Source organism: bacterium (assembly GCA_030583725.1).
Classification (GTDB): domain Bacteria; phylum Patescibacteriota; class Microgenomatia; order UBA8517; family UBA8517; genus JAUYMM01.
Genome location: CP129472.1, coordinates 405,824 through 429,535, shown reverse-complemented (window position 1 = coordinate 429,535; position 23,712 = coordinate 405,824). Strand labels below are relative to the sequence as shown.

Sequence of the window (23,712 nt, the reverse complement as noted above, 5' to 3'; positions counted from 1 at the left end):
ATATAATAGACTTAATAGGAGATAAGATAATGAAAAATAACCTCCAGATAATTTATGGCTACACAAAGTGATTACATTAAAAAATTAGAATCAGTTTCTAAGATGACAGTAGACGAAGCAAAGAAGGCTTTGTTGGATGAAGTCCAGAGAGATTTATCTTCTGAAATTGCAAAGAAAATTAGACAGGCTGAAGAGAAAGTCAAACTTGAATCTTCAGAAAAATCAAGAGAAATATTGGCTGATGCATTAAAGCATGGCGTTACTAAGTTCGTGGCAGAATATACTGTTTCTTCAATAATTGTTCCAAATGAGGAAGTTAAAGGTAGAATTATTGGTGGGGAGGGAAGAAATATTAGGGCATTTGAAAAAGATGCTGGTGTTGAAATTATTATAGATGATACTAACGAAATAAGAATTTCTTCATTTGATTCAATTAGACGTGAAGTTGCAAAGAGAGCATTGGAAGTGTTAATTAAAGATTCAAGGATTCAGCCTTCAAGAATTGAAGAAGTGTTAAAGATTACTAGGGCAGACTTAAATGATGTTCTATTGGAAGAAGGTAAGAAAATTTCTGAAGAATGTGGTGTATATAACTTACCAATTGAATTAATGAGGCTTATCGGTAAGTTTAAATTTAGAACTTCATATGGCCAGAATTTGGGACACCACACAATTGAAGAGACAAAAATTGGAGTTGCAATTGCCCAAGAATTGGGCGCAAACATTGACATTGTTAGACTTGGTTGTTTGCTTCATGATATAGGTAAAGTAGTAACTGACGAAGAGGGAAATCATATTGATGTAGGTGTCGCTACAGCCAAAAAGTTTGGTATTGCTAAAGAGGTGGTTAATGTAATTGCAGAACATCACGAAGACAAGCCATTTTCATCTATTGAAAGTTATATTTGTTGGATAGCTGACGCTGCTTCTGGGTCACGCCCCGGGGCTAGATACGAACCTCACGAAGGATATGTTAAAAGAATGGACAAAATTGAGGAAATTGTTAAGGGTTTTGAAGGTGTAGAAACAGCCTATGCCTTCCAGGCAGGTCGTGATGTTAGGGTCTTTGTTGATCCAAATGAAGTAGATGATGATAAACTAACCATTCTAGCCCATGATATTGCAAGGAAACTTGAGAAAGAGGCAGAGTATGCAGGTCAAATTAAGGTAACGGCTGTACGTGAAGTTCGTGCTGTTGACACAACGAAGGCTAAATAGTATATTTGGCTTAAAGCTATTTAATTTAAAAATGACAAAAAAAGAAATAATTGAGTTGGTTTCAAGAAAAGCCCATTTAACTAAAAAAGGTGCTGAAGAGGCAGTTGATGTTTTTTTGGTTGAGATTGGGAGAGTGTTATCTAAGGGAGAAAAAGTTGTTCTTTCTGGATTTGGAACATTTAGAGTTATTTCAATGAAGGGTAAGACTGTTAAGATACCGAAAACAGATAAACTGGTTACAATTAAGTCACATAGAGCTCCAAAATTTACTCCAGGCAAAACTTTAAAAAGACAAGTTGTAAGATAAGAGTGGTATAATCCTACTTAATGAAGGTAATAATTGTGGATCATTTGTCGTACCAGAACCATTTAAAAGATATCTCTTTTACAATACAGTCTGGTGAAATAGTCGGTCTTATAGGCCCGAAAAATTCTGGTAAAACAACAATACTTAAAATTCTTTCTGGGCTTTTAAAGCCCTCGTCGGGTTTTGTGTCTGTACTTGACTACGATCCATTTTTGAAGACTGCTGACTTCTTGAAACAGATTTCTTTTTTATTTAACACAGTTAAACCACTTCTGAATAATTTAACACCCATAGAGGTATTAGAGATAACCAAAGAAGTCTATGGATTAACGATGCGAGATTTCAACAAAAGTCTAAACGACTTAACCAAGTATATTGCAGATCCAGTATTACTTGACTCATTAATATATAGACCAAAAATAGTCATTCTAGATGAACAAAATAACTATTTGAATCAGATATATGAATATAATTCTAAAAACCAAGCGACAGTGATAATTGCAGAAGAAAAGATAGACGATTTAGTAGGCTTGGTTAGGAGGGTTATTGTGGTAGATGAAGGTCGCCAAATATTTGACGGTCCTATTGATGAAATAATTGAGAAATTTGCAAAAGAGAAGTTAATTAAAATTAAGTTGTCGGAAGAAATTAATACAAAAGATGTTGAAGAAGTTGGTACAGTTAAAAAATATGTATTTCCCTATCTTTACCTATCAGCTCCACGTTCTGTTGCAGCTTTTGCGGCAGCAGAATTGTTGCAAAAACTGCCAGTTACAAACTTAAATATAGAAGAATTACCAATTGATGAAATAATTAATAATATGAAAAAATGATCACAAACTATTTTAAAATTTGGTTAAGTGTTATTGTAAAAACAATAAATTACAAACTATTATCCATACTATTTATTGAGCACCTAGCCATATTTTTTGTGGTTTATTATTTCACAAACTACAATTTGTTCTTAAGTTTTATACTGTTGTTGACAATTATTATAGTTAGTTCCGCAGTTAGAATATTTTATTTTTATAGAAAATTAACTCAACCAGGTGGTTATGATTTAATTCTACTAAAGCCAGTAAACCCTTTAGTGGGGATTATGGTCTATAACCGAAACCCTATGGATATTTTGTTTTTGTTGCTTATATTGGTTTACTTAAAACTTAGAAAGTTATAAAGATGGATACAGTAGGTGCAATAGATACAACATCTGGTTATCACCAAAGTTCTAATACCACTTCAAAAGAGCAAAAAGTCATAACTCACAAAAAATTGTTGGTTATCTGTGGGCCTACAGCTACAGGTAAAACACACCTCGGTTTTTTGTTGGCTAAAAAGTTTGATGGCGAGATTGTCTCCGCAGATTCTAGACAAGTATACAAACATATGGACATCGGTACAGGTAAAGAGTGGGATAAAAATATAAAAATTTGGGGGTATGACCTAGTTGATCCAAAAGATGAATTTAGTGTTTCCGACTACTTTAACCAAATGAAGCAGGTAGTTTCTGATATTTGGGATAGAGATAAGTTACCAATAATTGTGGGGGGCACAGGTTTGTATATAAAAAGTTTGATTGATGGAATACCCACTGTAGATATTCCTAAAAACGAGGAATTAAGAAAAAACCTTGGAAACTTAAGCCTGACTGAGTTATATGAAAAATTAGCAACTCTTGATAGTCTAAAAGTAGCAAGGCTAAACTCGTCTGATAAAAAAAATCCAAGAAGACTTATTAGGGCTATTGAGGTTGCTGTTTGGAATATCGAAAATGAAACACAAAAAAAGATAGTCGATTTACGAGACAGGGTCTTGGATGATGATGTCGAAGTTTTAATGATTGGACTAAAATCAAGTAAAGAAAATTTGTTTAAAAATATAAAGAATCGGGTGGAAAAAAGAGTAAATGAGGGTTTTATTGATGAGATTGAGTCGCTTTTAAAAATGGGTGTTTCTTGGAAGAACCAGTCAATGAAATCGTTAGGATATAAAGAAGCCGAAGCCTTTTTCAAAGAAGGGCAAACTTATGAGGAATTTATTGAAAATTGGGAGAGAAATGAAATGAAGTATGTTAAGCGTCAAATAACTTGGTTTAAAAAAGACAAGAGAATTGTTTGGTTTTATATAAGTGATAAAAATTTTCTTGAAAATATAGAAAATTTAGTTAGCAAGTGGAACTTGGGCGATTTAAATGGTATTCTTTAGCATATGCCGAGAAAAGTTGAGATCTCACACAAGACAATATTTTTTACAGCCATTTTTGTAGGTTCTATTTGGTTTGTATACTATATCAGAGATATAGTCCTACAGCTTTTTGTGGCCTTGATATTGGTTTCGATACTTAGCCCATTTGTTACTAAGCTTTCAAAGTATAAAATACCTAAACCTGTTTCAATACTTATTTCATACATTCTTATCTTTGGTTTTTTTGGTTTAACAATAGGAGCGGTACTCCCACCATTAATTGAACAAACAACCAATTTGGCCAATGGTTTACCGCAGTACTTTCAGAGTTCAGAGTTGGCAAAATATATAAATGAAGACGTGGTAAAACAAACTGTTTCTCAATTAGGGTCAGTACCTAGTCAGATTGTAAAAGCTGGATTTTCTCTCTTTGGAAATATCTTAAACATTTTTACTGTACTCATCTTTGCATTTTATTTACTTTTAGTTAGAGACAAATTTGACACAAACTTAGAATTTCTTTTTGGGAAAGAGAAAACAAAAAATGCAGCAGATTTTATTAATAGACTTGAATCAAAGCTAGGTGGTTGGGCAAGAGGTCAGCTTTTACTAATGATATTGATAGGTGTTTTAAGTTATATCGGATTTATTATTTTGGGAATACCTTACGCGTTACCACTTGCGTTGCTGGCTGGTATTTTAGAAATAGTTCCCTTTGTGGGACCAATTATTGCGGCGATTCCTGTGGTTATTTTAGGTTTTAGTATTTCTCCGTTTTTAGGTTTTGCTTCAGTTGGACTTGCTATTTTAATTCAGCAACTTGAAAACTATATTTTTGTACCAAAGATTATGGAGAAATCTGCAGGAGTATCACCAATTATTACATTAATTGCTTTGGCGGTGGGGTATAGATTGGCTGGAATAGTTGGCATGATTATCTCCATACCAATAGTCATTATAATTCAAACAATTGCCTTTCGGCCCCTAGAGAGTAGTAAGTAAACTTGGCTCCTCTCCTCTAGAGAGTAGTAAGTAAACTTGGCTCCTCTCCATTACCATCACTGGCTCTAGAGAGTAGTAAGCAAAGCTTGGCCACTTAACACACTATCGCCTTGCGGCTCTAGAGAGTAGTAAGCCAGATTCTGTGTCTCGATAATCATCTATCTATTGCCCTCATACTTTAGACTTTGCAATCTTACGATTACGTGGGGAAGACATCCCATAAGTCAATTCGGAGGTTGCAGCGGGGAGGATTGTCGCGTTTCACCCTAACCTTTCAGTTAGACTCGTCTCTGTTACTCTAACTGGCTACGTTTGATTACTCAAACGTATCTCTAGTTTGCACTAGACACCCTGTCTTCTGCTGTCTGGACTTTCCTCTCCAAATTGCTTTGGAGCGATTATCTCCTCTCTAGAGGCTAGAGTATAGCATTTCTGATACAATATAGCCATGAAAGTGGTTATACAGCGTGTAAAGTCAGCTATGGTTATAAGGGAGGAGAATAAAAGTATAGTTGGCGAGATAAAAAGCGGATTATTTGTACTTTTGGGCATTAAAAAGGGGGATACTAAAAAACAGGCTGATGAGATTATAAATAAAATGGTTAAACTTCGAATAATGGCAGATGAAGAAGGAAAAATGAATTTGTCAGTTATAGATACAAAGTCTGAAATACTTTTGGTTTCTCAGTTTACACTTTATGCAAACACAAAAGATGGAAACAGACCTTCGTTTATGGAAGCAGAAGAACCCTTAAAGGCAAAAATAATATATGAATATATTGTTGAAAGTTTACAAGAAAAAAATGTCAAGGTGGCAACTGGTAGTTTTGGAGACTATATGAAAATTGATTGTGTCCTCGACGGTCCAGTTACACTAGTTTTAGAGAATTAAATTAAACCCTCTTTCCTTAGAAACGCTATCAATTTTTTATTTGTTGTAAATTGACGACCGATGGAGACAAACAATCTATTTAAATCAGGCCAATATTTCTTTGGGATTATATTAATAAGTTTCATCTCTGTCTGTTCTGGTGTTTTTGTTTTTACCCAACCTAAGGTATTACAAATTCTATGAACATGAGTGTCGACTGCAATGGCTGGGATACCAAAAGCTCTGTTTAAAACTAGATTTGCAGTTTTTCTACCAACTCCATTAATTTTCATTAGTTCCCCACGTGTTTTTGGAACTTTTGTAATGTTTAAGTTCTTTAGGTATTTAGCTTTTGTTTTGTAAAAACCTACAGGGTAAATAAGTTTTTCTATTGTTTTAACATCTAACTTTTTTAGTTTTTCTAAGCTATCTGCAACTTTAAAAAGTTCTTTGGATCTAACTAACGTGACTTCATCTTTGGTCCTTGAAGATAATAATGTGGAGACGAGTGTTTTGTATGGGTTTTTACCAAACACTTCAAGAGGCACTAAGTGATAGTTCCTCTTGAAGGCTTTAATAACTTTGTCGAGATTAGTTTCCACCAATCTTGAACATCGTTGTTCCACAAACTTCACAAACTGCCTTTGTTGCTTTCTTACCATTCTTCATTGTTACAGCTTGTGCGTCTTTACCTTCTCTCTTTGTTCTACACTTTACACAGTACATCATATTTAAATCACCTCCAACCTATTTAGCGAAACCGAAGCTACGCTTTCGAAAACCAGTATACCACCATAAGGCTAGCTACAATTAGAATAGCTACAAATATACTTTTTCTGATCTCTTTTTTAATTGAACCTAAATCGTCATATTTTGCCGATTTTATGGATTTTTTAGGGTCACTTTGTTTTAAATTCAAGCTATTGAAGCTGTAGGCTAAATGGCTATTGACAGGCTTATTACTAGCTCTGATTTTTTGTTTTTTTGTTCTTTTTTTTGCCATGAGTTTAGGTTATCCTTTTATATGCCGAATATCAACTTGTTTATAATATGAATATTAACTTAACTTTAAGTCTAATTGCAATCATTGGTCTAGTTTTTGTAGCTGGCTTTTTAATCTGGCTACTTATAATTTTTAAAGATTTAATTAAAATATCAAAAAATAAAGATTTCTCTGATAACACTAAGTCGTTAGTTAAGCTTAAAAAGGACTTTGAAGATTTTAAAGAGCTATCTTTAAACAATATCCAGAGAGTTGGTTTAGTTAAATACAACCCATTTGACGAGGCTGGTGGAGAACATAGTTTCTCTTTGGCACTTTTAGATGGAAAGAAAAATGGTATTATTATTACTAGTTTACATACTAGAGAAAGAACAAGAACATATATAAAGGAAATCCATCTTGCTAAAGCAAAAATAGAGCTTTCAAAAGAGGAGCAAAAAGCGTTACAATTATCAATGAAGTAATTTAATATGAATAAAATAGTTAACTCAAAATATTTTACATTAGTTCTAGGTTTTATAGGTTTATTTTTGGTTTCAACAGGAATATCTCTTGCGGGCTTTACATTTTTAGTTAAAGATTCAAAAGGCCCAACTATTAAAGATGCTTCTGGTAGGGTGTCGCGTGTAGACCTTTCAAAACCAAAAACGGAAATGTGTCCAATTAATGGTGAGATGTATACAAAGGAAGAAAAAGAAATTTGGTCTAAAAAACGTCCAATTCTTGCGATTATTGAAAATCACCTAGAGTCAAGGCCACAATCTGGTCTCTCTCGAGCAGATGTCGTCTATGAGTTGGTAGCAGAAGGTGGGATAACCAGATTTTTGACTGTTTTTTACTGTGGGGTCGCAGATAATGATTATACAATTGGTCAAATTAGAAGCGTTAGGGTTTATTTCACAAACTATGCTTTAGGATATGGTAGTAATCCTTTGTTTGTTCACTGGGGAGGGGCCAATAATATTTGTAACAATTGTCCTGGAGGTGTCAAAGAAAAAGGTGTGATTGATCCAAGAACTGACGCCTATAAACAATTAGAAAAGTTAGGTTGGGTTAATGGACGCTTTGGAAATAATATGAATGGTGCAACAAATACAGGTTATCCAGCATTATTTACAGACGATAGGAGATTAAGTCTTGCAACAGAACACCAAAAGGTTGGCTCCACTGATGCAATTTATGAAGAAGCTGAGAAAAGAGGGTTTAACTACAAAGATTCTAAAGGGAATGCTTGGGATAAGAATTTTACACCTTGGCAATTTATTGAAGGAAAGGCGATTTCCTCACCTAAATATAGTTCGATATCCTTTATGTTCTGGAAAAATAAACCTGATTATGACGTTGAGTGGAAATATGACCAAAGTACAAACAACTATTTAAGATTTAATGGTGGTAAAGCACATAAAGATTTAGAAAATGGGGAGCAGTTGTCTGCAAAAAATGTTGTTATCGTCTATGTCAAAGAAGAAGGACCTGTTGATAAAGAGGGTCATATGTTGTATACAGTAACCGGTGAGGGTAAGGCAGTGGTTTTCCAGAATGGAGATGTTATAGAGGGTACTTGGGAAAAGACGAACGCTGTTGATAGCTTAAAGCTATTAGACAGTGATGGCGAAGAAATAAAATTTGTTAAAGGTAAGATTTGGATAGAAGCACTGCCATCTGGAAATAGTGTAAATTACTAAAAAAATGGCAAGTCTAGAAGATATAATCACTTCAAAGGTTAGAGTTAAAATCTTGGACCTTTTCTTTTCTAATGTCACTGAGATGTATCACGTCAGGGGAATTGTCCGAGAGATTGGTGAAGAAATTAATGCAGTCAGAAGAGAACTGGAGAGACTTGAAAAGCAAGGAATTCTTAAAAAAGAACCAAGGGGTAATAGAATTTACTATTATTTAAGAACTGACTATCCAGGTTATGGTGACCTTCTTTCAATGGTTTCAAAATCAACTGGATTAGGTAAGGCGCTAATAGATTCAAAATCCAAACTAGGAAAAGTTGGCTATATTATGTTTTCAGGTAGGTTTGCAAGGATGAAACCTAGAAAAACTGAAGATAGTGTTGATATGTTGGTGGTTGGTGAAATTGTTCTACCTGAAATTGCCATGATAATTAGAACTTATGAATCAAAATTGGGTAGGGAAATCAACTACACTGTAATGACTCGAGAAGAATTAGACTATCGAAAAAAGAGACGTGATCCGTTTTTGCAAGGCATTTTTCTTTCAAGTCGAGTAATGATAATTGGTGATGAAGAAGAACTTGTTGGTTAAACTATTTTTAATTCTCCTTTTAACTGTAGCTTGTACAATGATAAGCTTTGGTTTTCCTTTATTTGGAAAAACTTGGGATTTATCATTGGGCTTAGATTTATCTGGTGGAAGTAGGCTTGTTTTTGAAGCAGATACAAGGGAACTAGCGGAGGAAAAAAAACAACAGGCCATAGAATCTTTACGTAAGGTTATTGAAAAAAGAGTAAATCTTTTTGGTGTGACAGAGAGTAATGTGGTCGGCTCAAGATTTGAGGGTAAGGATAGGATAATTGTCGAGCTTCCAGGTATTAATGACCCCAAAACAGCAAGTGATTTAATTGGCCAAACTGCTCAGTTGTATTTTGCAGAAGTTGCTGTTTCTGAAGATAACCCCGAACAAACAAGCTTGGTCCCAACCAATTTAACTGGTGCTGATCTAAAATCTGCAGATACTGTTTTTGACCCAAATACTGGCAAACCCTCTGTGTCAATTGAATTTACTGATGAGGGATCAAAAAAGTTTGAAGAAATTACAGAATTAAACATAGGTAAACCACTAGCTATTATATTAGATGGCGAAATCGTCTCGGCCCCTGTCGTTAATGAGAAAATTAGTGGTGGAACTGCACAAATATCTGGTAACTTTTCAGTTGAAGAGGCCTCTCAACTAGAAGTACAACTCAACGCAGGTGCCCTACCTGTTCCCGTATTTTTAGTTGAGCAAAAAACTATTACAGCTTCATTGGGTGTTGACTCAGTAAATGTGAGTTTAAGGGCGGGAATAGTTGGTTTAATTATGGTTTTGTTATTTATGGTTTTAATGTATGGTAGGTATGGATTGATTGCAGATATAGCCTTGATTATATTTGGGGTAATTACACTTGCTATTTATAAACTTATTCCAGTAACTCTAACGCTTCCAGGGATTGCAGGATTTTTACTTGCTGTTGGTATGGCGGTTGATAGTAATATTTTAATTTTCGAGAGACTTAAAGAGGAAATAAAACTAAAACCAATAAGAGAAGCGTTGGAAGTCTCATTTGGCAAGGCTTGGGATTCAATAAGAGATGCTAATGTTGCAACACTTGTAACTTCCTTTATTCTGGCAAATCCTCTTGATTGGGAGTTTTTGCACGTATCTGGCCCAGTTCGTGGTTTTGCAATTACATTGGCCTTGGGAATTGGAGTATCTCTGTTTACTGGACTTGTTGTGAGCCGTAATTTACTTAGGTTGTTTATTAGAGAGGAAAAGAAATAAATGAATAACCAAAATACAATTCCGTGGATGAAATATAGGATTTTATACTTTGTGATATCTATGCTTTTATTGAGCATTGGAATTTCCAGCCTTTTCAAATGGGGATTTAAATTAGGCATAGATTTTACTGGTGGTGTAGTTGTTGAATATAGACAGGAAGATGGTGAAGTTAAAGCTCAAAAATTTGCCTACATATCTGAAGAAGAAACACAAAAAATAAGGGATGAGATCAAAAATAAAAATGCAGAAGAGTTAAGATTTGAAGTTGTTGGCCCGTCAATTGGTCCAGAACTTGTCAAAAAAACATATATCGCGATTGCTATTTCAGCTATTCTAATTTTATTTTGGATAGCTATACAGTTTAAAAGTTTTAAGTTTGGTGTATCTGCAATACTTGCCATGCTTCATGATTCATTAATTTTAATTGGATCATTTTCTCTCCTCGGTCATTTTATGGATGTAGAAATAGACTTTCTGTTTGTTACAGCAGTTTTAACAATTCTCTCTTTTTCTGTTCATGACACAATTGTTGTCTATGATAGGATTCGTGAAAAACAAAAAAAATATGATCCAGAACTTGGTAGTGACATTGAAAAAATTGCAAACAGTGCAATATCAGAAACTATGGTTAGAAGTTTAAATAATTCTTTCACTATCATTTTTATGCTTTTAGCAATGGTTCTTTTGGGAGGAGATTCTATTCGTTGGTTTGCTTCAGCGCTTTTGATTGGAACAATTTCAGGAACATACTCTTCACCGTTTGTTGCAGTCCCGATACTTGTGACTTGGGATAAATTAAGTAAGAAGTTAAGAAAAGACCTTTAAGTTTTTTAGTAATATTTTTCTCTCATTTGGAACCGTGTTCTCAACAACTTCATTAAATAGTTTTTCCAAAATCTCGCCCACCTTTGGTCCACTTGGAATTTTTAATGTATTCATTACATCTTTTCCGTTTATTTTTAAGTCTTTAATCGAAAAAGGTTGTTTTTGAACTTCAATTAATCTCTTTTTAAACTCTTCCAAACGCCAAGATGTTTCTGAAGCGCCACCACCAAGTCTGTCTGCAACTCTTAAAGCCAACATATCTTCTACATACTCAAGTCCAACGTTAGTTATAAACCTTCTAATTGCAGAATCTGTTTGGTGTTCATCTACAGTAAACTGATGAAACCTCACAAGTTTAATTAATTTATCTTTTTCTTTTGACGATAGTTTAAGTCTGTCTGCAATATTCTCTGCAATTCTTGTTGAAACCATTTCGTGGTTGTAGAAAGTTATAACTCCAGTTGGTAGTTTTCTATAAGTTTGAGGTTTACCAATATCATGAATTAGGGTTGCAAAACGTGTAACAGGATCACTTGATTTACATTCTTTTAAACTCATTAATAAATGTGTGCCAACGTCATATATATGGTGTCTACTGGGGGACTTTTGTTCTACTCCAAAACACTTCATCATTTCAGGCAATATCTCTTGCATTAAACCAGATTCTTTTAGGTGGACAATACCTGAATAAGGATTATTGCTTTTTAAGATTTTAAAAAGTTCATCTTTAATTCTCTCTTTTGCAATTTTATTAATTAGGGTGGTGTTTTCTTGGATGGCCATAAAAGTTTTTGATTCAATTTTAAATTTAAGTTCACCCGCTATTCTCACGGCTCTCATCATACGTAGTGCATCTTCATTGAATCTTTCTGATGGGTCACCTACTGCCCGCAGTGTTTTTTTATCTAAATCGTCCTGACCTCCAAAAAAATCAATTATTTTATCTTCATCTAAAGCAAGTGAGTTTATTGTAAAATCACGCCTTTCAAGATCTTCTTTTAATGTTTTACCCCAGACAACTTTATCCGGTCTTCTATTATCTGAGTAGCCGTATTCAGTTCTATATGTAGTTATTTCAAATGGTTTAAGGTTATCATCGTCGCTATTGCTCCGCGATAAGCCTACTGTGCCGTAGGCGTTATCGTAAAAACCATCTGGATAAAGAGATAGTATTTCTTCAGGTGTTGCATTAGTGGCAAAGTCCCAATCAACCACATCTTTTCCCATCAGCAGGTCTCTAACGGCACCACCTACAACATATATTTCATATTTATTTTTTTTGAAGTTGGTTAACAGACTACTTACATCTTTTGGAAGATTAAATTGCATACTATGATATTATATCAGAGTATATGAAATGGGAAATATTAGACGGCACTAAGGTAAATAGTATCGAGGTTTTACAAAAAGTAATTTTTAAAAACAGGGGACTAAAATCTGAAAATGAAGTCAAAGATTTTTTAGAACCTAAAAATCCAAAGGATATAAATCTAATTGACTTGGGTGTTCCAAAAGCTTCAATTAATAGGGTCCTTCAAAGATTAAAATTAGCAAAAGAAAAAAAAGAGAAAATTGTAATTTTTGGTGATTATGATGCAGATGGTGTTTGTTCAACAGCAATACTTTGGGAGGCGCTTTATAAATTAGGTTTTGATGCTTTACCATACATACCCGATAGGTTTGAAGAAGGTTATGGTATTAAATCTCAAACTTTTAAAAATTCCAAGTTTAAAGCTCTAAATCCAGCATTGATTGTAACTGTTGATAACGGCATTGTTGCTCATAGTGCAATAAAAACAGCAAAAAACAAAAAAATTGATGTGATTGTAGTTGATCATCATCAGAAAACAAAAAAGAAGTTAGATACAGAATATATTATTCATTCGACTGAGGTTTGTGGATCTGCTCTTTCTTGGTTTTTAGCTAAAGAACTCAAAGTTTTTGATAATTTGGAGCTGGTTGCTATTGGAACAGTTGCTGATCAAATGCCTCTTTTGGGGATAAACAGGTCATTGGTTAAGTATGGACTAGAAGAACTGAATAAGCATAGCTTGGCCAGCTCCGCTGGTAAAACAAAAAAGTTAGGATTAAAAGAATTAATTAAATCTGCAGGTATTTCAAAAGTTGGTGTATATGAAATTGGTTTTATTATAGCCCCAAGAATAAATGCTATGGGAAGGCTTTTAAATGCTACTGATTCTTTAAGGTTACTCTGTACCAGAGACAAAAAAAAGTCACTAATACTTTCAAAGTTGTTAAATGATACAAACCTAAAAAGACAACAAATAGTGGAAGATGTTTTGATAAGAACATTAAAAGAAGTCGATCAAGAGTTAAATGTGATTGTTATAGAAGGTGATTATCATGAAGGAGTAATTGGTTTGGCGTCAGGTAGAGTTACAGAAAAATTATATAAACCTTCAATAATATTTTCAAAAGGTGAAAAGATATCAAAAGCTTCAGCAAGATCAATTAGTGGGTTCAATATTATTGAAGCTATTAAAGAAACTGGATTAATCATAGAGGGTGGTGGTCACCCTATGGCTGCTGGGTTTTCAATAGAAACTAAAAAAATTAGTTTGTTTAAAGAAAGAATAAACGAAATATCAAAAAAATATTTGAATAAAGAGATGTTATTAAGAAAGTTAAAAATTGATGCGGTTATTGATTTTAGTATTATTAATCAAGATTTATTAGATTTCATTACAAAGCTAGAACCTGTAGGGTATGGTAACTACTCACCAATTTTTTTAAGTAAAGATGTAGAAGTTGTGGAAACAAAAACAGTTGGTAGTGAAAATAAGCATATAAAAATGAAACTAAAACAAGACAGTAAAATAATAGATGCAATTTGGTTTAATGCAAAAAGTGACTACATTTCTTCAAAACCCATAAAAGCAAATATTGCCTTCACAGTTGAAGAAAATGTTTGGAACAACAAAACCTCAATACAGTTGAAAATACGAGACATTAGGAATGATAAAGATATAAAAATTATTTAGTTCCCCCATAAAACACTTCTCCTGTTTCTATTGCTTCTGCAGCTTCTCGATTCGCTTGAGCCACCTTGTCAGATTCTAAAACTTTTAATCTGGCCGCTTTTGTCCGCTCATCTACTGCCACAACCTCATTGTTGTCAGTTTGTCTTTCAGTCACAGTTATCACCCCCCCCAAATATTTGTCGAATTAGATATGCAAACTTGTTATCGTTGACGTTTTGTATTATGTTGTTACTTATAAATTGACCATCTGTGGTGTATTCTTCTAGATCACCAGATTTAAGGTGTCTATAAACCATCATGGCGATATAATTTATTTTGTTAGTATCTGCCCCCCTTGCTACAGCATATTCACCTTTTCCTGCGAGCTTTATCAAATCTTCCTCGGTTAGATCACCCTTTGATATTAGTTGAGACCACCAGCTTGCTCTAACTTTTCCAGCAACGCACATTCTGCTTCCGTCTGGATATTTAAACTCTTTTGTTGGTTTCTTTCTTTCAGTCATATTTTTAGGTCAAAAAAAACCCCTTTTGTTAAAGAGGTTTGTCAAAAAACAAAAGTCAGGACAAACCCCTTAGGTAAAGAGATTAATAATTGTCTTGACTGTGTATAATTTTTTCATGATATCTTTCTTGCTCGTCTATTGTAAAAAATGTTTGTGCTTGTTGTCAATCCCTAATATTGAAGTTAGAATACATATATGAAGAGAACATTAGTCAAAGAAACTATTGAGATGATTGGTGAAACAGTAACACTTAAAGGTTGGGTGGAAACCATACGTGATCATGGGAAAATCAGTTTTATAGATTTAAGGGACAGAACGGGAATTATTCAATGTGTTGGACAAAATTTAGAAAAGGTTAGCGTTGAAAGTGTTATTGAGATTACTGGGAAGATTGTTGAAAGGCCTGAAAAACTAATTAATAAAGAGATTGAAACAGGAGAAATTGAGCTACAAATTGAAAGTTTAAAAGTTCTATCTCTAGCCTCAGAACTTCCAATGCCTATTGATACAGATGGCTATGATATTGACGAAAATGTCAGAACAAAATTTAGATATTTAGATTTAAGAAGACCTAGAATGGCTAGAAACATTAGAATTAGATCAAAAATGACACAATTTTTAAGAAATTATCTATTAGATAATGACTTTGTAGAAATAGAAACACCAATTCTAACTAAAACTACTCCTGAAGGTGCAAGGGATTTCTTGGTTCCTTCAAGGTTACAACATAGTAAATTCTATGCACTACCACAGTCACCACAACAATATAAGCAACTTTTAATGGTTGCGGGAATGGAAAGATACTTCCAGTTTGCAAGATGTTTCAGGGATGAAGACCCCAGGAAAGATCGTGCTTATGGCGAATTTACACAGCTTGATATGGAAATGTCATTTATTGATCAAAATGACATTTTAGAGTTGACTGAAAAAATGTTTACGGACCTAGTGCTGAATCTTTTTCCAGAAAAGAAAATTTCAAACACACCTTGGCCTAGAATTCCACATAAAGAGGCTAGGGAAAAGTATGGAAGTGATAAACCTGATCTTCGAGTCGACAAAAATGATCCTAACGAGCTTGCCTTCTGTTGGATTGTTGATTTCCCATTGTTTACCGAGCAAACAAAGGAAGATTTTTTCCATGGTTCAGGTGAGGCTAAGTGGGCACCATCACATCATATGTTCACGTCTCCCCACCCAGACGACTTGGAACTCTTAGAAACTGATCCAAATAAGGTAAGAGGACTGCAGCACGACATGGTCTTAAATGGTTTTGAAGTTGGGGGTGGGAGTATAAGAATTAGTGACTCCAAATTACAGGAACAGATTTTTAAATTGATTGGGTTTTCTAAAGAACAAAGAGCTCAATTTGATCATATGTTAACAGCTTTTAGTTATGGTGTTCCCCCACATGGTGGTATAGCTCCAGGTCTTGATAGATTTATTATGGCTATGTTTAATGAGCCCTCAGTTCGTGAAGTTATGGCTTTTCCTACAACTTCATCGGGTCAAACATCGGTACTCGATGCGCCAAGTGCTGCATCCGATGACCAACTTAAGGAACTTGGGATAAAAATAAATGTCAAAAAGTAAAACCCCACTGGTTAGAGATCAGTTGTTCTATTTATCTATTTTGTCTTTTCTATTAATTTCAACAACAGCAATTTCAATATCTGGAAACTTTAGTAAGGTTAAAGATTACATAACCATTGTTAAAGTTAAAAAAACATATCCAGATTTGCCAGTTTTGAAAAATGACGCAACTTACCCAATTTTATCTTCACAGTCTGTCATGGCAGTAGATTTGGACTCTGGGGTAACTCTATATGAAAAGGACCCAAACAAAGCACTTCTACCAGCCTCTACAACCAAGATTGTTACAGCACTAGTGGCACTTGATACTTATGACCTAGAACAGGTCTTAAAAGTCGGCAGGATAAACGTAGTGGGGCAAAAAATGGGGCTTGTCCAGGGGGAAGAAATAAAATTCGTAGATTTATTAAAGGGGCTACTTATATATTCAGGAAATGATGCTGCTGAAGTCTTGGCAAGTAACCATGTTGGAGGACGAGATCTTTTTATTGGATTAATGAATAAGAAGGTTAAAGACTTAGGGCTAACCAATACACATTTTAGTAATCCAACAGGCTTAGATAATGGGTCACAATATTCAACGACAAGGGATTTAGTGGTGGTTGCCAAATATGCAATGAATAATCCACTGTTTGCTGAAATAGTAAACACTCAAACCTCAATTGTAAAAAGCGTAGATGGTAGGTTTACTCATAGACTTGTCAATATTAATAAATTATTGGGTGAAGTCCCTGGTGTTATGGGAGTTAAAACTGGATGGACTGAGAATGCCAGAGAAAACTTAATTACTTTTGTAGAGAGAGATAATAGGAAAGTAATGATAGTTGTTTTAGGTAGTAGTGATAGGTTTGGAGAAACAATAGAGTTAATTGATTGGGTATATGGAAATTATGAATGGCAAAAGATAGCTCCTTCAGGACAAGATTTTCTCACAAAGTGAAACTTTGCCAAGATTTTCTCACTCTCCGTAGTAATCTTGAGTAACTGCTGGGATATAGGCTACAAAATCTTTATCTCCCTCAAAAACAAAAACAGGCTGGAAAAATTCAGTATAGGTACCAGGGTCATAGTAGGCTAAATATATTTCTCTTATCTTAATATTTTCTCCTTCTTGGGCTGTTCCGTTGGAGGCTATAAAGTAATTTCCTCCCACAAACTCCTGCCAAGCTACTTCACCAGATTTAATAGGGTAGGTAGCTGATTGTGTTTCATCAACAGGAAAATAGTGATATTCACCAGCCAAAACCTCTTTACCTCGTTCTCTAACTCCACTAATTAAAAACCAAACATTTCCTTCATTTGGGTTTTTGGTGGCTGTTGGTAGGTTGTCGTAACTCTTTCTAAATAAATCAAGTCTTACTAAATTTGCATCTGACAAAGATAAAGCGGGAGTAAATCCACCTGACTGAGTTTTTAAGTAGGTATGTTTAAATATTCCACCTTCAAGATCAGGGGGATATAAACTTGCCGAGGCTAAAAAGGTCTTAATACTGTTTCTTGCAATTTCTGGTTGGCTAGGTCTAAAAGATAGTGGTGTGGGATCAGCGTTTAAATCATAATTTAATGAGAATGTGCCATTAACAATATCCATTTCTAGACTTGAGGGTGCAGTTTTGTGATAAAACTTAAAAGTTGTGTCTGATGCCTGTTGTGGTTCTATGTTAAAACCTAGTCTGTTAACTTTGTCTTGAGAGATATCAAGTGCTAGTAAGTTTGAGATATTCTTAGGCATAAAATAGACATTAGTTTTTAAAGGGAACTGAGGTATCCCACCTTCAGCAGTCTCTAGTGTAAAGGTTAGATTCAATTTTGGAAGATTTGGCAATGGAAGTTTTGTCAATCTACCAAATGCTACTGTTGGTGGTTCTGGGGGTGGGGGAAAAATTGTTTTATACAAAGATATTGCACCCAAAAGTAAACTTCTAGCTATAATAATTGAAATTATGGCATAGATTCCATAACGAATTGCTTTTCTAGAACCTATTGATGCCTCAGTTAGAGTTGTCATACTTATCTTTTAAGTTTAACCCGTGAAATGGTACAATTCAATTATGGTAAATAGGGTCAGAACAAGATTTGCTCCAAGTCCTACCGGCTCAATGCATATAGGTAACTTAAGAACTGCTTTCTATGCATACGCTTTGGCAAAGAATAACGGTGGAGATTTTATCTTAAGAATCGAGGACACAGATAAAAAAAGAGAGAAGGAGGGAGGGGTTGAAGATATTAAAAGACTTTTGAAGGTTTTCAATATCAAGTGGGATGAATACTATATACAGTCTGAAAGACTTGACCTGTATACAAAGACCGCTAAGGAACTGGTTGATAAAGGCCATGCTTTTTACTGCCAATGTACCGCTAAAAATGCCAAAAAAGATGGTTTTTCAAGTATTCTCCGTGATCCTTGCAGAGAAAGGAATTTAACAAATGGTGCTATAAAGTTAAAAGTTCCCGACAGCGAAGGCATTGGTTTTACTGATTACGTTTTGGGTAAAAAGGTTTCTTGGAGCACCTCTGTTGTAGGTGATGCAACACTTTTAAAGTCAGATGGTTTTCCCACATATCACTTAGCAGTGGTTGTAGATGACCACGATATGAAAATAACACATGCATTGAGGGGTCATGACTGGATGCCCTCTACACCAATTCACTTACTTGTTTATAAGTATCTAGAGTATGATGTTCCAGAAATTGGACACCTGACAGATATTATGGATCCTGGGGGTGGGAAGTTATCCAAAAGAAAAGGAAGCACCTCTGTGGATGGATTACTTGCAGAAGGATATTTACCGGAAGCATTATTTAATTTTGTTGTGCTCTTGGGTTGGGCACCAAAAGATAACAAAGAATTATTTAGTTTGGAAGAATTTGTCAAATATTTTGACCGCTCTGGCTTACAGGCATCAAACCCAATATTTAACAGAGAAAAATTGGATTGGTTTAATGGACAGTATATTCGTGGAATGAGTGATAGCGAACTATGTGAAAAATTTGAAGTTCTAAGTCCCAAGTTCAAAAAAATAGAAAAACCTAAAAAATTAGAAATTACAAAATTATTAAAAGAAAGAATTACAAAAGTTTCAGATATTGATACGCTGGCAAAATTCTTTTGGGAAAGGCCAGATGTTGATACTTCATTGTTTGGAGAGAGTTACAAAGAACATTTAAGTAAGGCTGTGCAAGGAATTGAAGCAGAAAGAGATTTGATGGAAGTTGTCAAAGAAAACAATTTTAAAACAGGAGACTTTTTTATGAGTTTAAGAATTGCCATTACTGGTATGAAATTTACACCACCAATTAATGAATCGATTATAATATTAGGTAAGGAAGAAACGTTGGAAAGATTAAAAAAAATAATTTAATATGCCACAAACTGCTCAAAATAATTTAAGAGATTTATTAAAACTAAAAAGCTTAGAAGCTAAGGTAAATTTTGAAAAAAAATATCCTAAGGCCCACAAGTTTTTATTAGAAAAAGGTGTTGAGTTGGGTCAGATCAGGCAACACAGTGCCAAACTAATTTCAGCTGGTGCATTAACTGGAACTCTTTTACTTGCTCCTCCAACGGGTGTTGGTCAACTTCCATCACCCACTGAGATATCGAAAAGTTTGGATGAGTTAGCAGGTAGAAAAGAAGGTGAGAGTTTACCACAGGCTGATTTGATAGAAAGTTTGAGGCAGATGTTGCCTGAAAGTGTTAGACCTCTCTCTCGAGACGAGGAAAAACATTTGGAACAAGTTATTAAAAATGTAACAAACATACCTGCCAAAGCATCACTTGAAGGAGAACATCTAAACACTACATATGGCTATATTGGAGCAGAGCAACACCTAAAAAGATATCCTGGAGATATTTTAGAAAACCACGGTCCATACTACAAAGAAGGGATAGCTCCAGGTCTTGGCGCTTGGGGTTATTTTGCAAAATCAAAAGATAATTTAAATCAAGATTTGGTAGAAATTGAAAAGTGGTATGCAGTAGTTCAAACCTTATATTTACCTGACTGGAATAGTCGTCAACCATATTTATATAATTGGTATAAGTATAGAAAAGTAATGATAATAAATACTAAAAATGGAAATGCGGTTGTTGCTGCAATTGCAGATGCAGGCCCTGCAGCTTGGACTGGTAAGCATTTTGGGGGGAGTCCTGAAGTGATGGAGTATTTGGGTGGATCAAGGTACAAAAAAGGAGCTGTACTCCTTTTCTTTGTAGATGATCCTGAAAATAATGTCCCATTAGGTCCCGTGAAGTATAATGAACTAAATATACCAGAAGGGAATTTAATACAAATATGAGTATTCTATTTTACGACCACTTGATTGTTATTAAAACAATTGATAAAAAAATTAAAAAGATAGCTGGTTCTAATGATGAGATGCAGGAGTTGTGGACTTACGTTGAAGACTTGATCCATCATACTGTCATTGATTGTTGCCTTGGTAATTTACCAGAGGAGCATCATTCAGAGTTTTTAGACAAGTTTCACAAAAGCCCACATGATACAGGGTTACTTCAATATCTAAATGAAAAAATAGGTAAAGATGTGGAAAAGTTAATTAAAGCAGAAATTAAAAAACTATCCAAGGAACTCCTCCTTCTTAACTCTGACAAAGTGTAGCCACTGTTCAAATATCTCAATAAATGTCTTAAGAGGAGCTTCTATTATTACGTCAAATATATAGCTGAGTATGTTTATTTTTGAAACTTGCATTGATAACCACTGTCCAATTTTTATTATTGGTAGGAAAAGATAATCAATTAGGGTTTCAATAAGCGAACTGTTTGAAGTCTCTTCTAAAAGAAAATCATTTGAGATTTCTCGAACACGGTATGCGAAAAATGAAACAACGCTTAAAAAGAACATAAATATCATTTGATTGATTGGGTTAAACCCTAGAATGTTTAAGAAATAAATTATACTTATCAGTAAAATCCCAGAGGTAACAATGAAAATATAATAAAAGACCTCTTCAATTTTTGTTTTAGTCTTATTAATCTCTATTTTTTCAGCACCTGATGACTGATTATCTGCATATAAATAGCTATTTATTCTTTCGATCACTAATTCTGAGTTTTCTTTTTCAGGTAACTTAACTTGTGAGTTAAATAGAATCATCAATGATGGGGGAAAAAGAATATTAATGCTTAGTACCAAGTAGTTAATACTTCCCATTAGAATATCAAATGGTACTTCAATCAGTAAAGCAAACAACATTTTAGTTAAGAAAATATAAACAATACTTCTTTTGGAGGCCCTAAGTACCTTATCAGTGTTTTCTTTATATTTAACTTCCAGAAATCCTATTAAAGATAAATTTAATTCATCAGGTTTTTCAATTAAGTCAATTAGTTCGTCTGTATGCTCTTTAATATAGTCTTTGAGTAGGTTAAAAGGTGGGATAAGTTTTACTATTTTTCTTCTGACTAAATTACCATGTTCATAATTTAGGTGCTGGTCTACTATTGTTAATGTTTCAATAAGTTTTACTGGATCATTCCTATCTTTTAGTAGAACTTTTAATAATTTGTGCTTAATAATAATCTCACTATTTTTAGCAAATGCCCTCTCGGTTGCAATGTATATTTGCATACTTTTTGTTGGTTTATCCAACCCCTCAATGACCAACAGGTTTTCAAAGCACGATGCAACATAATTAATGATTATTTGGTTAATGGGGTCAAAGTTGATAGATTCATCTATCTCTGCAGCGCAAAGTCCAACTAATGTCTGGTTGGTTTTACTATCAACTGTGGTGTTAATTGTGTTTTTGTACTTTTCAATTATTTTTTCTATTTTTAATAAATTTGATTCATTAACTTCATATTGTTCTATATATCTTGCCCAGTTGAGCTCCTTAAGTAGAAATGCAGATATCTTTTTTGAAGATTGATTTAAATGCAAACGACGCTTGAGTATCCTTTCGGTTGCTGTGTATCTTATTAGGTGTTCATCTTTATATTCAATTGCATTTCTTGCTTTTTCATATACAAAGGCGAGAGTTGACTTTGAATGATATTTTTTTGATAAGTCCTTCTTCTGCTTTAAGTTGTATTCAATAGCTAGTTTTAGATCATTTATTAAACTCTCTGTGCCTTTATTTATTAACATTATTTTTTGAAGTATACTACTAAAGTATGCCAGACCGAAACTATGGAGGAGTAATATGGACAAACCATGCAATTCAAAGATTAAAAGAGAGAAATATCAAACAAGGAGATGCTTGGGCAGTTTGGAATAGGCCAGATCAAAGTAGATACTCAAAAACTCAAGGAGCTTGGGTTTATTACAAAACCTATGGAGATCAAAGAATTGAAGTAGTTGCTAAGCAAAACGAGAAAAAAGAGTGGGTGATATTATCTGTGTGGTCAAAAACAGTATTTCTGAAAATTCATGAAAATAAAGAGAACTTTTGGTTAAATTTATTAAAAAGGTGGTTTTTTAAACAAAAGTAATAGCGATACCTTTTTTATCAGCTCTTCCAGTTCTTCCAATTCTATGAATATATGTTTGGTAGCTTTCTGGAGCTTCATAATTTATAACATGGCTAACGTTTGGAATATCCAAGCCTCTAGCAGCTACGTCAGTTGCAATTAATATATCAATTTGGTTTCTTTTAAATCGATCTAAAGTTTTTAATCTTTGACTTTGTCTTTTATTTCCATGAATACAGTCAGCTTTAAAACCTCTTTTGGATAATTCATCAGATAATTTTTGTACTCCATGTTTGGTTCTTCCAAAAATTAGAACCTTATCAAATTCTTGTTTTTTTAATAAATCTTGTAATTGCTCAATTTTTTTATTTGGACTATCTACTTTTATTACTTCTTGCTTAACATTTACTGCTGTTTCTCTAGTTTTTACAGATACAGTTACTGGATTTTTAACAAAACTATTTAAAACCTCTCTTACCTTTCCATCAATTGTTGCTGAGAAAAATAGTGATTGGCGATTTTCATGAAGCAAAGAAATCATATATTTAACATCTTTTAAAAATCCTATATCTACCATATGATCAGCTTCATCTAGAACAACAGATCTACAGTCTGATAAATTTAAGTTTCTATTATCTACGTGGTCTAACAATCTTCCAGGTGTTCCAATTATGAAATTTGGATTTCTTCTTAATTCTTGTTTTTGTCTGTTGATATTTTCTCCACCAATACAAAGAGCAGAGTAAATACCAAGACCTCGAGAGAAAGTGTAAAATTCATCTCTTATTTGACTTGCAAGTTCTCGAGTTGGAGCGACAATTAATACTTTTTGAGATCGGTCATATATAACTTTATTTAAAAGGGGGATTAAAAAGGCGACTGTTTTACCTGTTCCCGTGTTTGCAATACCAATCAAATCTTTACCATCAAGTATTTCAGGTATAGATTGGTCTTGGATAGGCGATGGGGCAGTATAATTTCTGGCTAGTAAATTTTGTTTTAGTTTGTGGTCAATTTTAAAGTCAGAAAACGTGTTTTTAGGTGTATAAGCTTCAACTTCAACCTTTATTTCATTGTTTTGTGAGTTAATGATACTAGTAGGGTCAAACGATTTAACATTTCTTCCTCTACCTCCAGCTCCAAAACGTCTACCCATTGCACCATAATTCGTGCGAGTACGAAATCCACCATTAGAATTTTTCTTAAAATTCTTATACATTTTGTTAAAAAATTATTGGGGAAAAACCGAAGAGGTAAGAG

At 34.0% G+C, this 23,712-nt stretch carries 27 protein-coding genes; 18 read left to right on the top strand and 9 right to left on the bottom strand.

What is annotated here, in order from left to right:
- Nucleotides 1-54: 54 nt before the first annotated feature.
- The 6 genes from rny to dtd all read left to right on the top strand — a co-directional run bounded on the left by rny (nucleotide 55) and on the right by dtd (nucleotide 5,603).
- Entirely contained in the window at nucleotides 55-1,218 is a 1,164-nt protein-coding gene (gene rny, locus QY322_02375; GenBank protein ID WKZ25213.1) for a ribonuclease Y, read from the top strand.
- A 31-nt stretch (nucleotides 1,219-1,249) separates the two neighbouring features.
- Nucleotides 1,250-1,525: an HU family DNA-binding protein gene (locus tag QY322_02370; protein WKZ25212.1), complete on the top strand. Its 276-nt coding sequence runs from the start codon at nucleotides 1,250-1,252 to the stop codon at nucleotides 1,523-1,525.
- A 20-nt stretch (nucleotides 1,526-1,545) separates the two neighbouring features.
- The gene (locus tag QY322_02365) at nucleotides 1,546-2,358 is read left to right on the top strand and encodes an ATP-binding cassette domain-containing protein (GenBank protein WKZ25211.1); all 813 of its coding nucleotides are present in this window, start codon (nucleotides 1,546-1,548) and stop codon (nucleotides 2,356-2,358) included.
- A gap of 346 nt (nucleotides 2,359-2,704) precedes the next feature.
- A complete protein-coding gene (miaA, locus tag QY322_02360) occupies nucleotides 2,705-3,730 on the top strand; it encodes a tRNA (adenosine(37)-N6)-dimethylallyltransferase MiaA (GenBank protein ID WKZ25210.1) in 1,026 nt (341 codons plus the stop codon).
- Nucleotides 3,731-3,733: 3 nt separating this feature from the next.
- A complete protein-coding gene (locus QY322_02355; GenBank protein ID WKZ25209.1) occupies nucleotides 3,734-4,711 on the top strand; it encodes an AI-2E family transporter in 978 nt (325 codons plus the stop codon).
- A gap of 448 nt (nucleotides 4,712-5,159) precedes the next feature.
- Entirely contained in the window at nucleotides 5,160-5,603 is a 444-nt protein-coding gene (gene dtd / locus QY322_02350) for a D-aminoacyl-tRNA deacylase (GenBank protein WKZ25208.1), read from the top strand.
- Here dtd and nth read toward each other — a convergent pair.
- Genes nth through QY322_02335 form a run of 3 tightly spaced genes read right to left on the bottom strand, consistent with a single transcriptional unit; the run spans nucleotide 5,600 to nucleotide 6,585 of the window.
- Nucleotides 5,600-6,118, bottom strand: a complete 519-nt coding sequence (gene nth / locus QY322_02345) for an endonuclease III (protein ID WKZ26130.1) — start codon at nucleotides 6,116-6,118, stop codon at nucleotides 5,600-5,602. The two genes, dtd and nth, sit on opposite strands and share 4 nt — an antisense overlap.
- 55 nt (nucleotides 6,119-6,173) lie before the next feature.
- Nucleotides 6,174-6,311 (bottom strand): DUF5679 domain-containing protein, encoded by a 138-nt coding sequence (locus QY322_02340; GenBank protein ID WKZ25207.1) that lies wholly within the window; start codon nucleotides 6,309-6,311, stop codon nucleotides 6,174-6,176.
- Nucleotides 6,312-6,348: 37 nt separating this feature from the next.
- Nucleotides 6,349-6,585, bottom strand: coding sequence for a hypothetical protein (locus QY322_02335; GenBank protein WKZ25206.1), 237 nt, complete (start codon nucleotides 6,583-6,585; stop codon nucleotides 6,349-6,351).
- Nucleotides 6,586-6,632: 47 nt separating this feature from the next.
- Between QY322_02335 and QY322_02330 the strand changes: the two genes are divergently transcribed.
- From QY322_02330 to secF, 5 genes are read left to right on the top strand one after another with little or no spacing between them, the layout of a single operon-like run.
- The gene (locus tag QY322_02330; GenBank protein ID WKZ25205.1) at nucleotides 6,633-7,049 is read left to right on the top strand and encodes a DUF4446 family protein; all 417 of its coding nucleotides are present in this window, start codon (nucleotides 6,633-6,635) and stop codon (nucleotides 7,047-7,049) included.
- 6 nt (nucleotides 7,050-7,055) lie between these two features.
- A complete protein-coding gene (locus QY322_02325) occupies nucleotides 7,056-8,270 on the top strand; it encodes a DUF3048 domain-containing protein (protein WKZ25204.1) in 1,215 nt (404 codons plus the stop codon).
- 4 nt (nucleotides 8,271-8,274) lie between these two features.
- Nucleotides 8,275-8,859 (top strand): winged helix-turn-helix domain-containing protein, encoded by a 585-nt coding sequence (locus QY322_02320; GenBank protein ID WKZ26125.1) that lies wholly within the window; start codon nucleotides 8,275-8,277, stop codon nucleotides 8,857-8,859.
- Nucleotides 8,837-10,096 carry a protein translocase subunit SecD gene (secD, locus tag QY322_02315; protein ID WKZ26124.1) on the top strand — a complete coding sequence of 420 codons (1,260 nt, stop codon included), beginning with the start codon at nucleotides 8,837-8,839 and terminating at the stop codon, nucleotides 10,094-10,096. The genes QY322_02320 and secD overlap by 23 nt, the downstream gene beginning before the upstream one ends.
- A 60-nt stretch (nucleotides 10,097-10,156) precedes the next feature.
- The gene (gene secF, locus QY322_02310) at nucleotides 10,157-10,921 is read left to right on the top strand and encodes a protein translocase subunit SecF (GenBank protein ID WKZ26123.1); all 765 of its coding nucleotides are present in this window, start codon (nucleotides 10,157-10,159) and stop codon (nucleotides 10,919-10,921) included.
- Here the strand turns inward: secF and QY322_02305 are convergent.
- On the bottom strand, nucleotides 10,904-12,250 hold the full coding sequence (locus tag QY322_02305; GenBank protein ID WKZ26122.1) for an HD domain-containing protein: 1,347 nt from the start codon (nucleotides 12,248-12,250) through the stop codon (nucleotides 10,904-10,906). The two genes, secF and QY322_02305, sit on opposite strands and share 18 nt — an antisense overlap.
- Nucleotides 12,251-12,273: 23 nt before the next feature.
- Between QY322_02305 and recJ the strand changes: the two genes are divergently transcribed.
- Nucleotides 12,274-13,923 (top strand): single-stranded-DNA-specific exonuclease RecJ, encoded by a 1,650-nt coding sequence (gene recJ, locus QY322_02300; GenBank protein ID WKZ26121.1) that lies wholly within the window; start codon nucleotides 12,274-12,276, stop codon nucleotides 13,921-13,923.
- Here recJ and QY322_02295 read toward each other — a convergent pair.
- Together QY322_02295 and QY322_02290 are read right to left on the bottom strand one after the other, a co-directional pair.
- The gene (locus QY322_02295) at nucleotides 13,916-14,077 is read right to left on the bottom strand and encodes a hypothetical protein (protein ID WKZ26120.1); all 162 of its coding nucleotides are present in this window, start codon (nucleotides 14,075-14,077) and stop codon (nucleotides 13,916-13,918) included. The genes recJ and QY322_02295 overlap by 8 nt on opposite strands.
- Nucleotides 14,070-14,426 (bottom strand): hypothetical protein, encoded by a 357-nt coding sequence (locus QY322_02290; protein WKZ26119.1) that lies wholly within the window; start codon nucleotides 14,424-14,426, stop codon nucleotides 14,070-14,072. Before QY322_02290 ends, QY322_02295 begins: the two co-directional genes overlap by 8 nt.
- Nucleotides 14,427-14,621: 195 nt before the next feature.
- Between QY322_02290 and QY322_02285 the strand changes: the two genes are divergently transcribed.
- Both QY322_02285 and QY322_02280 read left to right on the top strand, forming a co-directional pair.
- On the top strand, nucleotides 14,622-16,016 hold the full coding sequence (locus QY322_02285; GenBank protein WKZ26118.1) for an amino acid--tRNA ligase-related protein: 1,395 nt from the start codon (nucleotides 14,622-14,624) through the stop codon (nucleotides 16,014-16,016).
- On the top strand, nucleotides 16,003-16,956 hold the full coding sequence (locus QY322_02280; GenBank protein WKZ26117.1) for a D-alanyl-D-alanine carboxypeptidase family protein: 954 nt from the start codon (nucleotides 16,003-16,005) through the stop codon (nucleotides 16,954-16,956). The genes QY322_02285 and QY322_02280 overlap by 14 nt, the downstream gene beginning before the upstream one ends.
- A gap of 18 nt (nucleotides 16,957-16,974) precedes the next feature.
- On the opposite strand, the gene QY322_02275 is transcribed toward QY322_02280, so the two are convergent.
- A complete protein-coding gene (locus QY322_02275; GenBank protein ID WKZ26116.1) occupies nucleotides 16,975-18,024 on the bottom strand; it encodes a hypothetical protein in 1,050 nt (349 codons plus the stop codon).
- Between the two features lie 43 nt (nucleotides 18,025-18,067).
- On the opposite strand from QY322_02275, the gene gltX reads away from it, so the two are divergent.
- From gltX to QY322_02260, 3 genes are read left to right on the top strand one after another with little or no spacing between them, the layout of a single operon-like run.
- The gene (gltX, locus tag QY322_02270; GenBank protein WKZ26115.1) at nucleotides 18,068-19,378 is read left to right on the top strand and encodes a glutamate--tRNA ligase; all 1,311 of its coding nucleotides are present in this window, start codon (nucleotides 18,068-18,070) and stop codon (nucleotides 19,376-19,378) included.
- A 1-nt stretch (nucleotide 19,379) separates the two neighbouring features.
- On the top strand, nucleotides 19,380-20,315 hold the full coding sequence (locus tag QY322_02265; protein ID WKZ26114.1) for a hypothetical protein: 936 nt from the start codon (nucleotides 19,380-19,382) through the stop codon (nucleotides 20,313-20,315).
- Complete coding sequence (locus tag QY322_02260) at nucleotides 20,312-20,638, top strand: hypothetical protein (GenBank protein WKZ26113.1); 327 nt, start codon at nucleotides 20,312-20,314, stop codon at nucleotides 20,636-20,638. Before QY322_02265 ends, QY322_02260 begins: the two co-directional genes overlap by 4 nt.
- Here the strand turns inward: QY322_02260 and QY322_02255 are convergent.
- On the bottom strand, nucleotides 20,597-22,129 hold the full coding sequence (locus QY322_02255) for a hypothetical protein (protein ID WKZ26112.1): 1,533 nt from the start codon (nucleotides 22,127-22,129) through the stop codon (nucleotides 20,597-20,599). The genes QY322_02260 and QY322_02255 overlap by 42 nt on opposite strands.
- 26 nt (nucleotides 22,130-22,155) lie before the next feature.
- Here QY322_02255 and QY322_02250 point away from each other — a divergent pair, with 26 nt between their 5' ends.
- Entirely contained in the window at nucleotides 22,156-22,473 is a 318-nt protein-coding gene (locus QY322_02250) for a DUF4258 domain-containing protein (GenBank protein WKZ26111.1), read from the top strand.
- Here QY322_02250 and QY322_02245 read toward each other — a convergent pair.
- Entirely contained in the window at nucleotides 22,460-23,671 is a 1,212-nt protein-coding gene (locus tag QY322_02245) for a DEAD/DEAH box helicase (protein WKZ26110.1), read from the bottom strand. The two genes, QY322_02250 and QY322_02245, sit on opposite strands and share 14 nt — an antisense overlap.
- Nucleotides 23,672-23,712 lie beyond the last annotated feature (41 nt).